A 13394-nucleotide genomic window follows, 5' to 3' on the forward strand; every position below is an offset into this window, starting at 1 on the left:
CGTATGAAGAAACCTTTAGTAATAGGTAGTTTAATATTACTAATTTTGATTATCCCTCCAATCAGGATTTACATGGAATCCATTATGATTATTCATATGCTTATCCAATTACCTTTATTAATTGTAGTTGGTTGGTTCATAGGCGAGTTCCTAATGGATAAAGCACCACGAGTATTTGAATTATTGAATGATAATGGTATCCCTGGAATAATCGTATTTGTTGCTATTACAATGTTTTGGATGCTTCCAAGAACTTTGGATGAGGCTTTAACATTCCCTTTGTATGAACTTTTCAAATTCATTAGCTTGCCCCTAGTCGGTATTCTTCTAGTAGATAGTTGGCGGAAAATTAAAGTATTTGGAAGGGTATTTATATTTCTAAACTATTTATCGATGTTCGGTTTAATGGGATGGTTATATTTAGATTCACCAATACAGATATGTAATAATTATTTATTAGCTCAACAGAAAATACTAGGCTGGGGATTTATCTTTATCACTGCATTGATGGTCATGTATGTTTTACAATATGTATTTACAGACCATTCAGCGGAAGAAGATATTTCAGAGTAAAAGCTGAGATATTATGTCTAAACGGTTCCGTTGTGAAGTACAAAATAGAAAAGAACATTATATTTAACAGGTGAAATAGCAGGATAATTCTCCTGCTATTTTTTATTGCTATGACAATAATTCTGGAGTTTTAGGGTTTGAACTTCCCCTTGTCAAGACAGTGGAAATAATAAAAATGATTTAAGCTACATTAGCTCTATATTCCAATGGTCTAAGGCCTTTACATTAGTTGTTATTCTGTTATTTAGCTAATGCCCCTAATGGTTTATAACTGAAGCACTTAAATAGGTCACTTTTTTATTTTTCTATAAATTCAAAAGTAAGCCCATGTTCCCATAGCTTTTGGTAGAGTCCTATATATTTACTTACTTGCTCAGAATGATAATAATAGGATAGCTAAGAGCAATAGAAATATTAACTGTTTTTTCATAATGTATCTCCCTTTCTAGTAAATACGAGTAAGTACAGTAGCAAGTTTCAATAAACATAGATAATAAGATTGAATAAGGCTTCTTATAATCACTTTATAAAATCTCTTAGGATTATGATTATGTTCTAAACATCTAACTGGCTTCAAAATGATGTATAGCACGTTCCTATTCGTCATTTCAGCCAATTATCCACTCCGAAATGACGTACAGAAATGTAATTCCTCATGTAGTTACTTCGCACTTTATACAATTGTGTAATTAACATCTAACTTCTATAGCAATAATTTAAAATAAACATTGCTATACATACTCATACGCACTATGATTTTTTTGTAAGCTAAAATGATAACCAATTGGAAGAAAATAAACTATATTCGACTATTTTTCTAAAAAAAAGACAAATATCTAGTAAATACCATTCAAAATCTAACATATCTGTTTTATAATAGATACTAATTGTGTTGCAAACGAAAAGTTGTTTTTTTTAACTTGCCGGGAGCAGCTTAAACTTTGGTTTAGGAGATTGATAGAATGAACAAAAAACAGCTTAAGAGAATTATGATACCGCTTGTTCTTCTACTGGTTATTATACTGCCGTTTGCAATGCCAACTAAAAGTAGTGGGGACGAGGAAATGCTTGTTTCTTTTCATAAAGAAAGGCAAACATCTATTCAGTTAATTGAAGAAAATAAAGGTTTGAAACGATTCGTATTTGATTCAGGCTATCATTTTGAGTATCCGGACGCTGTTCGTGGTATTTACGTAACAGGCCATTCAGCTGGTGGAAGTCGTTTTAATCATCTAGTAGACCTAGTCAAGACGACGGATCTGAATGCAATGGTCATTGATATTAAAGATGATTTTGGCTATTTAACATTTAACCCAGAAAAAGACTCGGCATTTGCTGATATTGGTCAAAACTATATTAAAGATATTCATGATATGATGAAAACTCTTGAAGAAAATCAAATTTATCCAATTGCGAGAATAGTAGTGTTTAAAGATAGTGTATTAGCTGAAAAACAACCCGAACTCTCCTTTACTGAAAATGGAGCAGTTTGGAAAAATCCACGTGGTGAAGCTTTTGTAAATCCGTTTGAGAAGGAAGTTTGGGAGTATAATGTTGAACTTGCGAAAATGGCAGCTGAATTAGGCTTTAAAGAGGTTCAGTTTGACTACGTTAGATTTCCTGAAGGTTTTGAGCAACGTGATGATGAGTTAGGTTATTCAAAAGGAGAATATGCTGATGATGGTACGGATAATGTCAAGCAGCGCGTTCAAGCTGTAACGGACTTTGTAGCATATGCTAAACAAGAATTAGAGCCTTATGATATTGATGTTGCAGTAGATATTTTTGGATATTCTGCTACAATTCCTGAAGCACCAGGTATCGGTCAAAACTTCTCTAAAATATCCGAACATGTGGATGTTATTTCATCTATGATTTATCCGAGTCATTGGTCTAATAATTACTTTGGCATTCCATTTCCTGATGCAGAGCCTTATCGTTTAACAGATGAATATGCAAAGGTAGAAAACGAGGTACTTTCAAAACTCGAAAACCCTCCAGTATCTAGACCTTGGATTCAGGATTTTGAAGCACCATGGATTTACAATGGGACTGGTATTCCAGTTACCCAATATGGAAAAAAAGAAGTAGAAGCACAAATTAGAGCACTTAAAGATAATGGAATAAATGAGTATCTAATTTGGAATGCAGGCAACGTTTATAGTGAAAACGTTGATTATACGCCATAATTGATGATAAGAGCCGGAACTTTAACAAAAAGTTCGGCTTTTTTTCTCTTTTTTTTAGATAACTACACATACTGAAGATATACAACCCAAAAGGCGATTTAACATCTTAGGGTTATTTCGGTATACTTACAACGTAGAAAAGAAGAAGGAGCAGATTCATGGACTGGTATGAGAAATTAAGTGAATATTTCCCTATAGAGGAAATGAAATCGAAAGAACATATGGAGCTTTTGTTAAAAGAAAAAGGAGACGTTTATCATAAGGATGAAGGTGCATACCATGTTTTAATGTATGCAGAATTTAATACGTTTATATTTATTGATTATGTTTGGGTTTCTTCAAAATCAAGGGGACAGGGGATTGGCCATAAGCTTATGGAAAAGTTAAAGCAACGAAATAAGCCGATAATTCTCGAAGTAGAACCAATAGATTACGATGACTCTGATACTGAAAAAAGGCTTCATTTTTATAAGCGAGAAGGATTTAGTCACGCACAGTCAATAGGTTATAATCGAAGGTCACTTGCTACTAATAAGGAAAACACAATGGAAATCCTTTATTGGTCGCCAAGTAATGAATCAGAAGAAATAATTTTTGAACAAATGAAGAAAATGTATGAATCTATTCATACTTATAAAGACGAAGAAATATATGGTCAAGCATACCAACCTGTTGATGAAGTATTGACTTTTGATGAAGCGCGGGGATCCGATGATATATTAGCAGGAATAGAAAAAAGTAAATAAAGTAACAGAAAGGGCTGCTAATAGCAGCCCTTTCTGTTACTAAACGTGTTTACTAGATATTTGATTTGGGAAAGATAGTAGTAAATCAAAACATTTTGTGAACAATGTAATATAGGTGCTAAATAGTCTATTCTTAATTTGACCTATATAGTATAATTATTCATGTTAGTTATTTATAGTAATTTTAATTTAATAATAGCTAAAATGTTTAATTAAATAGAATCAAATATTGAGGAGTGAGTACTATGGTAACACTTTATACCTCACCAAGTTGTACATCTTGTAGAAAAGCAAAGGCTTGGCTAATAAATAATGATATTGCTTTTACGGAAAGAAATATGTTCTCTGAAACATTATCATTAAATGAAATTAAAGAGATTTTTCGAATGACGGAAGACGGTACTGATGAGATTATATCCACTCGTTCAAAAGTATTTCAAAGTCTGGATGTAACTATTGAACAACTTCCATTGCAAGAACTATATGTATTAATTCAAGAAAATCCAGGGCTGCTTAGAAGACCGATTATTTTAGATGCTAAAAGACTTCAGGTTGGATATAATGAAGATGAAATTCGTAGGTTTTTACCAAGAACAGTACGAACTTTTCAATTAGAGGAAGCAAGACGCATGGTAAACTAGAAGGCAGCAAATGAAAAGTAAAAAAGCGCAGATCAATATGAATGATCTGCGCTTTTGATATCGGAATTATTTAGATGACAAAACCATTATTATAAGTTAAAATTAGAATTTAAATGGATATTTCTCCAGCATTATACTAGTAATAAGAAACCTTAGTGAATAGTTAATCTAAGAAAGTGTGCATCCATCAACTATAGTTAATGGTAATTATTTCAAGTGGTTAGGTAGTCATCATCTTGTACTAAAATGTAGTGGCAAAATACCTCGGTAAATTAAGTTACATTTTATAGGCATATTAATTTCCATTATGCAATATGCTAACATACAATATTAATAAGATGTCATACTTTATATATAGAGATCAGGAGCAGACCTTCTTCTGCCAAAACATACAGCAAAAGCCCTCGTAGTAATACGGTTTTGGCTTTGGCTTCACTATTAAAAGAAGGGAGAGAAATACATGGAAATCGAAAGAATTAATGAGAACACGGTTAAATTCTTTATTTCATACGTAGACATTGAAGATCGTGGTTTCGGAAGAGAAGAAATTTGGTACAATCGAGAGCGCAGTGAACAATTATTCTGGCAAATGATGGACGAGGTAAATTATCAAGAAGACTTTCATGTAGATGGCCCTTTATGGATTCAAGTTCATGCTCTAGAAAAAGGTTTGGAAATAGTGGTTACAAAAGCACAGCTTTCAAAAAATGGGGATAATTTAGAATTTCCAATTGATGAAGATGGCTCTACCATAGATATTCCAGTTGATGAGAAGGTTGAATCGTTCTTGGAAGAGAAATTTGGAAATGGCGAAAATGTTGATTTAGATGAGGGCTTCATTGAGGAAAACCTTTGGATTATTGCCGGCTTTGATGATTTTGAAGATGTGATTCAATTGAGTCACCATTTCCAAGAGGATACCGGTAGCGAAGAAGAAACGTTATATTTCTACAATGGAAAGTACTATCTATATATGGAATTTTCACAAGATGTATTAGATGAGAATTCACAGGAGGATATTATTTCACGAGTATTTGAATTTGGTGATGATTCAAATATAACGATTCATGTATTAGAAGAATATGGTAAGAAAATATTTGATACCACCACTTTTGAAGAAGTACGTTCCCATTTTCCTGCGAATGTATAAGAAGGCACCTTTAGAGGTGTCTTTTTTGTAGTTAGGAAAGTATAAAAACCTTTCCGACGACATAAGAAAAATACCTGTATAGAATTAATTTATTATTCAATGCAGGATTTTTGCAACCGCCGTCGAATTTATAATAACGGAGGTGATTTTTTGCTACAAGCAAAATTAAATAATGGAAAGTTAATTACTTTATTTCAGTATTCCAAAATGGAGATTGAAAAACTACGAGCAAACCAACAATTTTTTTGTCCAACTTGTAATGAAAAGGTAATTATTAAAGCAGGTTCTAAAACCATTGCTCACTTTGCACATCGAAGTATAACAGACTGTCAGTCTAGTGATGGGGGAGAGGGGGTATATCATGAGCAGGGCAAGCTTTTGTTATACAGGTGGTTACAGGCGCAAGGGTTAAATGCTTCTTTGGAAGAATATATTCCATCTATCAAACAACGTCCAGATATCTTCCTTAGAATAGGGAAAAAGAAAATTGCAATTGAATATCAATGTGCAAGAATTCCCACAGTAAATGTACAAAGCCGGACAAAAGGATACTTATCTGGAGGTATTCAACCCTTATGGATATTGGGAGCTAATCTTTTTCAACGCATAGGTAGAAACTTATTAAAAGTAGATCACTTTACGCTTCAGTTCCTTCAACAATATAGTCGCGATTATCTACCAGTAATGTATTTCTTTGACCCTCATTCAAACATCTTCCTTACTGCGTCAAACCTATATCAGACAGACAAAAATCGAATGATTGGAATTCTTAACATGGAGAAGCTTAAACAGATACATTTTAAGAATATATTTAAAATATCTCGTATACAGCCAAATTTATTAATAAATGAATGGAAGAAAGCTAAATATAAGTTTAGAATTTACCATCCAAAAAGGATTTATGGAAAAGAACAACTCTGGTACAAATGGCTATATTATAAGGGAACACATCGTGAACAGTTACCATCTATTATTTATCTACCAGTTCCTTCCCAATACAGGATGGTAACTCCTCCTTGGGATTGGCAGAGCAGAATCTGCTTAGGAATCATCGACCCATTGCCTTTAGAAGGTGCATTTTCACTAAGTACTTGTCGATACCAACTACAACGATCTATATCCACTGAATCATTACCTCTTATTAAATCTCCAGGTGACCCGATTCTAGAATACCTCATGATACTTTGCTCCTTAAATTTAATACAACAGCTATCCAAATATCAGTTTGTAAAAAAGAGGGAGATCATACATTATACGCACATGGAAGATGCTCTTATTGGAGACAATAAGTTAATGGACGAAATTTTAAAAAATTTCAAGACAAAATACGAGCATGATTCACACTTGATTCGTTATACTAAATATTAGAGTAATTCTGTAGGATATTTGATTTATTCTATATGAATTATTTTATGTTGAAGAGTATAGGAGGATGAAATATGGCAAAGGCAACAAAAGAACTTCAATCAAGAAGCGAAGTACCTGTAGAGAGAACGTGGAGATTAGAGGATATTTTCGCATCCGATGATGTTTGGGAAAAAGAACTAAATAATCTAAAGGATGAAATTCCTAGTATCACAGAATATCAAGGTAAAGTAGCAGAGTCAGCGGATACTTTATTTAATGTCTTGAGACTACAGGATCAATTATCTGAAAGACTTGGAAAACTATATACATATGCTCATATGCGTTACGACCAGGATACTACTAATTCATTCTATCAAGCGCTTAACGCGAAAGCAGAATCTGTGTTGACATTAGCACAGAGCTCTATGAGTTATTTAGTCCCAGAAATTTTGAAAATGGATGAGACAACGATTAAAAGTTATTTAGAAGACAAAGAAGATTTAAAGCATTATGAACATGTCCTTAATGAAATTCTAAGGCAGCGTAAGCATGTGTTAAGTGAAACGGAAGAGGCCCTTCTTGCTGAGGCATCTGAAGCATTATCTACTGGGTCACAGACGTTTGGCATGCTTAACAATGCAGATCTAAAATTCCCTAGTATAAAAAATGAGGCTGGGGAAGAAGTAGACTTAACGCATGGTCGTTATGTTGGTTTCCTAGAATCAAAAGACGGTCGTGTAAGGGAAGACGCATTTAACGCAATGTATGATACATATGGTCAATTTAAAAATACATTTGCATCTACATTAGGTGGCACAGTTAAAGCTCATAATTTTGATGCAAAGGTGCACCATTATGAGTCAGCACGACAAGCTGCTTTAGATAACAATAATATCCCTGAGCAAGTGTACGACAATTTAGTTGAAGCGGTAAATGAAAGACTTCCATTATTACATCGCTATGCTAAGTTACGTAAGGAAGTACTAGGTGTGGATGAGCTTCATATGTACGATATGTATGCTTCTTTAGTGCAGGATGTAGATATGAAAATCCCTTATGAAAAAGCACAAGAGTATGTATTAGATAGTATTCAACCACTTGGGGAAGAATACATGGATGTAATTAAAGAAGGTTTCCGCAATCGTTGGATTGATGTGGAAGAAAACAAAGGAAAACGTAGTGGAGCATATTCATCTGGAACATACGGTACAAATCCTTATATCTTACTTAACTGGCAGGATCGTGTTAATGACCTGTTTACACTAACTCATGAACTTGGTCATTCAGCACATAGTTATTTCACAAGAAAATTCCAACCATATCGTTATGGTAATTATTCTATTTTCGTTGCAGAAGTAGCTTCGACATGTAATGAAGCACTACTTAATGATCATATGTTAAAAACATTGGATGATGAAAAACAAAAGCTATATCTATTGAATCACTTCCTAGAAGGATTCCGTGGAACTGTCTTTCGTCAAACGATGTTTGCAGAATTTGAGCATGAGATTCACAAACGTGCTCAAGAAGGTGAAGCATTAACAGCAGATTATTTAACGAAAATGTACTATGAACTTAACAAGAAATACTTTGGAGAAGATGTTGTATCAGATGAAGCAATTGGTCTAGAATGGGCAAGAATTCCTCATTTCTATTACAATTACTATGTTTATCAATATGCAACAGGATATTCCGCTGCTACTGCACTTGCAAACAAAATACTTTCTGGTGAAGAAGGAGCAGTTGATCGTTATCTAGGCTTCCTAAAATCAGGTAGTAGCGATTATCCAATCGAAGTATTGAAAAAAGCTGGAGTAGACATGACATCTAAACAACCTATCTTGGATGCATTAGATGTATTTGAAGAAAAACTTAATGAAATGGAAAAGTTATTGTTGAATAAATAAGTAAAAGGATGATCACATTGCTGATCATCCTTTTTGTTAAGTAGTTTTCGTACGGTTTGTTGCTATTTTGTATAGACTGCGCGGTATCTAGGTACCTTGGGTTGAGCATCTACCCGCGGGGGAAATATACTTCGCTTTCACTTTCGAGCACAGGGGCGACATCTGCTCGAAAAAACCATCGCAGTGTCTACCTTGCCGTGGGCGGCTGGAGAGCCTCCTCACTCCTTCGTCGTTGCGGGGTCTCACCTATGCCTGTCCTCCCACAGGAGTCTCCGTATATTTCCCCCGCTGATGAAGTTTGGAATTAGAATGACAGCAAATATCACTAAAAACATGTTCTAAATTAATCTTCATTTAGAAAACCAATACTAGCGCAGGAAGAATACGGAGACTTCTCGAAAATAAAAATCGATTTTATCCGTGCGATGTTACACTGCCGAAGCCTTCCTTGGGACTGCGATTACTCGCCCCACCGAAAACATTTGTCCTACGGGAACAGCACGTGTCCGAAGACCCCGCAGCGGTGAACTTTCCGCGTGGAGGCTGAGGCCGTGCCCGAGGCAAGGTAGACACTGTGAGGTATTTTCGAACAGATGTCGCCCCTGTGCTGGAAGTAAAAGCGGAGTATTCTGCCGGAGCGGGATTTTAGCACTACACCCACTCCATTCCTAAGAGTGAGGAAATGTTTACAGTAGTTACCGCGCAGTTTCTATCAACTATTTGTTAGGTAGAATATCATGTCTGAGAAAATATATTCTTTTAGAAAACAATCTTCGTTAACTATCAGCAAGCTTTTCAACTAGCCATAAGTAAGTTTTCTATCAATTAAATATAAAAGTAAATAATTATCGCGCTCGCCCTCGATATTTATTCCGATTTGCAAATGAAAAAAGTGTAAAATAAACACAAAGAAATAAAATTGGTAGTGTAATATACAATGGAATCAATTGCATTAATCCAAATAAATTCAAGAAAACAGCAAAGAAAGTAAGAATAATAAATAGATATGGAATTATCTCTCGCATAGTATTTCCCCCTTAAGAACCTAATCATGGTCTACTAATATATATGTAATAAGAAAATATAATAGAAGTGACAGATTTGTGAAATGTATAACAAACTTCTTGATAAATTCGTTAGTCCTTGGTATATTATAAATGTGAGATGAATCACAAACAAAACCCCTTTGTTTGATCATGAAACTTTCTCCCATCCCCCTTTGTTTTATACAAAGAAGTGAGAAAAAAGAGGATATACGCTGCCCCGTATATCCTTATTTTTTTTCGCAAAAATAAAAACCCATAGAAATCAATGGGTCTTTAGGTAAGATATTAGTTCATTACTGAATATACTTCCAAAATGAACCATGTTTCGCTGGAATTTTTTCTACAAATTGTTTTAAGCGTAGTTTTTTCATTTCACGTTCAGCTTTTTCCATAGACCAGTTATACACTACAGAAACCTCTTTCGTTCCAACAACCTCGTAATGTTGAACAAAATCTTCAAGTGAGGGGAGTTGTGAGGGAATTGGCAGATGATCAACCATTTCACTTAAAACCCGTACATAAATATCATATGGATAAAGTCCAGAAATTTTGATCCCTTGTTCCTCAATATTCTTATGGAAAAAGACCATTGTGGGCATGTAATCAATATCCATTTCTTCATTTAGTTTATAGTCACTTTGTAAGGCCTTTTTAGCAGAAACAGAATGAAGGTCATTTTTAAATTCTTGAATATCAAGGTTCGCAGCTTTCGCACAATCTAAGAGAACTGCTTCGTCCGAAATATTTAGCTTCTTCAAAAATAGACTTTCCTGCACTTTTCGTAAGAATACTTTTCCAAAACGTATTCCTTGTAGTTCGGCAGCTTTTACAGCTAAATAGGCTGTAATAGGTGAGTGTACAGGGTTTTCAATCCACAAATCACCATCACAACTCATTCCGGTTCTAGAAGCAGTTCGTTCCCATATTTCTCTAAGCTTCCTTGGTTGATCAAAGTTATCGTGGTTTAATGGTTTAGAAGAACCTGAGATTATTGGTCTAATTGTAAAAAATCGTCCATATTCAATTGATAGCTTTTTTAAATACGGCTCTAGTGACCAGCACTCTGGACACATCGGGTCGATAAATAAATAAATTTCAATTGGTTTTTTGATAGTACCACAACTATATTCAGACGATGTGTTTGCTTTCTGTGAGCTTAAAAGCTCAAGTAGTTCCCAACTCACATCGATTTCTCCTTTCATGATTCAGGTGTATTCATCATATGATTAGCGGTCATGGTTAGTTTTTCAAATATAGCTGAGCGGTATGGTTCTTCGATTTCTGCTTCTTCTAATGCTTGCTCCATACATTCTAACCAAGCATCTCTTCTTGAAGGTGTGATTTCAAACGGCAGATGTCTACGTCTCATCATTGGGTGTCCACGTTCTTCTGTATAAGCCCGAGGCCCACCGAAAAATTGTGTTAAAAAAAGACGCTGCTTTCTAGCAGTTTCCGTTAAATCTTCAGGGAAAATTGGGGTTAACTTTGGGTGGTTCCCTACTCGTTTATAAAAGTGAGTAACAAGGCGGTCAATTGTTTCAAATCCACCGATTGCCTCATATATTGTTCCATGCATCTCTCAATTACTCCTTAAAGTTTGTGTATATATTGTAGCAACATTAGATAATACTGGGCAAATTATCTGATTATATTTTTTGGAAAAATCTTGCAATCTTATTCGGAGTCTCTTTTCTAGTAATTCCGTTTTCGTCTAAAGTAGTCTTTAGCGCTTTTATTCCGGAGTCTTTATCGGTTGCTTCAATTTCTAATTCATAGTCCTCTACATCATGGTAATAACTATGATCAAGAACATAAATAAGACCATTATCTTTAAATTCCCTACGAATAGTTGTTAAACTTCCATAATACTGTAACTCTCCCACTGAAATATCCATTTTTTCCAGTTGCTTTGCAGTAGCTTCTTTTGTTACTGGTTTATCTTGAAGCCACTCTGTTACTTCTATTTTTGAAAGACTATCATGTGTTTCTAAAAGCCCATCTTTATATGGTTCTTTTAAAGTTAATTGGTATTTTCCTTCTTTTTCCCGTATTCTTAATGCTGAACCATTTTTGCGCAACTTAAAATCTGGTGTTTCAAAATAGTAGTTTATTTGTTTTTTTCCAACACTTGGAAATGGAAGACGTTCTAATAGGATATCATATTCACGCTTTGTTAGAAGATTTTTAAATTCAATTTCTATTTCTTGTGTCACGAATATTCCCCCAAAAAGTTTGGTTAATTACATTGATTATGGCTAAATAGAAGTAAATATGCAAAGAATATCCATTTAGTTTGTGGTAAAATAAGGACGAATAGTTATTAGACACAGGTGGTGTTAGGATGAATTGGGAAGCAATAATTGCACCATATTCACAGGTTGTCGAAGAATTAAAAGTAAAATTAAAGGGAATGCGCCGGCAATTTGAGTATGAAGCAAGGCATTCTCCAATTGAATTTATTACTGGTCGAGTGAAACCTGTTCAAAGTATTTTAGAAAAAGCGGAGAAAAGGCAAATACCTTTAGAGAGAATCGAAACAGATATACAAGATATTGCTGGAGTGCGCGTTGTATGTCAGTTTGTTGATGATATTTACATGGTTGTTGATATGCTTCGTTCACGAAAGGATTTTAAAATTATTGAAGAAAAAGATTATATATCTGATAAAAAAGCGAGTGGCTATCGTTCATACCATATGACCATTGAATATCCGGTTGAAACAATCCACGGAAATAAAAAGGTTTTAGCTGAAATTCAGATTCGTACATTGGCTATGAATTTCTGGGCAACAAATGAACACTCATTAAATTATAAGTATAAGGGAAGAATCCCTGTTGAAGTAAAACAAAGATTGCAGCGTGCAGCAGAAGCAGCTTTTAAACTCGATGAAGAAATGTCAAAGATAAAAACAGAAGTGCAAGAAGCACAACGTATTTTTCACCGGAAATAATGTCGGGGCTAAAGGGAGGTCATGTTAATGAAGTTTAAAATCATCTCTAAGGGTGACGAGAGATCGAATAAAATTAAAGCAAGAATGAAACAGCACTTAATCGATTTTGATTTACTATACGATAAAGAAGAGCCAGATTTGGTTATTTCAGTTGGTGGTGATGGAACTTTTTTGGAGGCTTTCCATCGTTATCAGCATCGATTAGCTAATACGGCGTTTATTGGGATACATACCGGCCATTTAGGGTTTTATGCAGACTATGTACCTGAGGAATTAGAGAAGCTCGTAATTGAAATTGCAAAGACACCGTATCAAATTGTGGAATATCCTTTGTTAGAGGTGGTTATTCGTTCCAATACCGGTAACAAGGTGGATTGCTACTTAGCTTTAAATGAAGCAACCATTAAAACTCCAGAAAGCTCTGTCGTATTTGATGTTGAAATTAGGGGAGAACACTTTGAAACGTTTCGTGGTGATGGGCTATGTATCTCTACACCTTCAGGAAGTACAGCCTATAATAAGGCGCTTGGAGGTGGGATACTACATCCATCAATAGAAGCCATTCAATTAACTGAAATGGCATCCATTAATAATCGTGTATTCCGTACCATTGGTTCACCATTAATCCTACCTAAACATCATACATGTTTACTTAAGCCAATCGTAGATCGTAGTTTCTTTATTACCATTGATCATAACACATATAATTATACGAACGTTAAGTCTATCCAGTGTCGTGTAGCAAAAGAAAAAATTCGTTTTGCACGTTTTAGACCATTCCCATTCTGGAATCGAGTTCGTGACTCATTTGTTGCTGATAATAATAAATAACAAGGTGAATTCAT

General features: G+C 34.6%; 13 protein-coding genes. 9 read left to right on the forward strand and 4 right to left on the reverse strand.

The annotated features are described in order from the left end of the window. The first annotated feature begins 3 nt into the window (after positions 1–3). The 7 genes from K332_RS21755 (at position 4) to pepF (ending at position 8553) form a co-directional block, all read left to right on the forward strand. A complete protein-coding gene (locus tag K332_RS21755; RefSeq protein WP_036687773.1) occupies positions 4–573 on the forward strand; it encodes a hypothetical protein in 570 nt (189 codons plus the stop codon). 962 nt (positions 574–1535) lie between these two features. After that, positions 1536–2762: a putative glycoside hydrolase gene (locus tag K332_RS0100975; RefSeq protein ID WP_026905743.1), complete on the forward strand. Its 1227-nt coding sequence runs from the start codon at positions 1536–1538 to the stop codon at positions 2760–2762. Positions 2763–2920: 158 nt separating this feature from the next. Continuing rightward, positions 2921–3508, forward strand: a complete 588-nt coding sequence (locus K332_RS0100980; protein ID WP_026905744.1) for a GNAT family N-acetyltransferase — start codon at positions 2921–2923, stop codon at positions 3506–3508. 245 nt (positions 3509–3753) lie between these two features. Continuing rightward, on the forward strand, positions 3754–4149 hold the full coding sequence (gene spxA, locus K332_RS0100985; protein WP_026905745.1) for a transcriptional regulator SpxA: 396 nt from the start codon (positions 3754–3756) through the stop codon (positions 4147–4149). A 460-nt stretch (positions 4150–4609) separates the two neighbouring features. Next, on the forward strand, positions 4610–5299 hold the full coding sequence (gene mecA / locus K332_RS0100990) for an adaptor protein MecA (RefSeq protein ID WP_026905746.1): 690 nt from the start codon (positions 4610–4612) through the stop codon (positions 5297–5299). A 150-nt stretch (positions 5300–5449) separates the two neighbouring features. Beyond that, positions 5450–6667, forward strand: a complete 1218-nt coding sequence (locus tag K332_RS0100995) for a competence protein CoiA (protein WP_026905747.1) — start codon at positions 5450–5452, stop codon at positions 6665–6667. A gap of 71 nt (positions 6668–6738) precedes the next feature. Beyond that, a complete protein-coding gene (pepF, locus tag K332_RS0101000; RefSeq protein ID WP_026905748.1) occupies positions 6739–8553 on the forward strand; it encodes an oligoendopeptidase F in 1815 nt (604 codons plus the stop codon). Between the two features lie 845 nt (positions 8554–9398). Here pepF and K332_RS0101005 read toward each other — a convergent pair. From K332_RS0101005 to K332_RS0101020, 4 genes are all read right to left on the reverse strand, one after another. Continuing rightward, positions 9399–9578 carry a hypothetical protein gene (locus K332_RS0101005; RefSeq protein ID WP_026905749.1) on the reverse strand — a complete coding sequence of 60 codons (180 nt, stop codon included), beginning with the start codon at positions 9576–9578 and terminating at the stop codon, positions 9399–9401. A 314-nt stretch (positions 9579–9892) separates the two neighbouring features. Further along, entirely contained in the window at positions 9893–10783 is an 891-nt protein-coding gene (locus tag K332_RS0101010) for a ClpXP adapter SpxH family protein (protein WP_026905750.1), read from the reverse strand. A 14-nt stretch (positions 10784–10797) separates the two neighbouring features. Then, entirely contained in the window at positions 10798–11175 is a 378-nt protein-coding gene (locus K332_RS0101015; RefSeq protein WP_026905751.1) for a globin domain-containing protein, read from the reverse strand. A gap of 70 nt (positions 11176–11245) precedes the next feature. Beyond that, positions 11246–11812, reverse strand: coding sequence for a CYTH domain-containing protein (locus tag K332_RS0101020; protein WP_026905752.1), 567 nt, complete (start codon positions 11810–11812; stop codon positions 11246–11248). Between the two features lie 128 nt (positions 11813–11940). Here K332_RS0101020 and yjbM point away from each other — a divergent pair, with 128 nt between their 5' ends. Both yjbM and K332_RS0101030 read left to right on the forward strand, forming a co-directional pair. Further along, positions 11941–12549, forward strand: a complete 609-nt coding sequence (yjbM, locus tag K332_RS0101025; RefSeq protein ID WP_026905753.1) for a GTP diphosphokinase — start codon at positions 11941–11943, stop codon at positions 12547–12549. 27 nt (positions 12550–12576) lie between these two features. After that, positions 12577–13380 (forward strand): NAD kinase, encoded by an 804-nt coding sequence (locus tag K332_RS0101030; RefSeq protein ID WP_026905754.1) that lies wholly within the window; start codon positions 12577–12579, stop codon positions 13378–13380. Positions 13381–13394 lie beyond the last annotated feature (14 nt).

The sequence above is a fragment of the Paucisalibacillus globulus DSM 18846 genome, assembly GCF_000482485.1.
Classification (GTDB): Bacteria; Bacillota; Bacilli; order Bacillales; family Amphibacillaceae; genus Ornithinibacillus; species Ornithinibacillus globulus.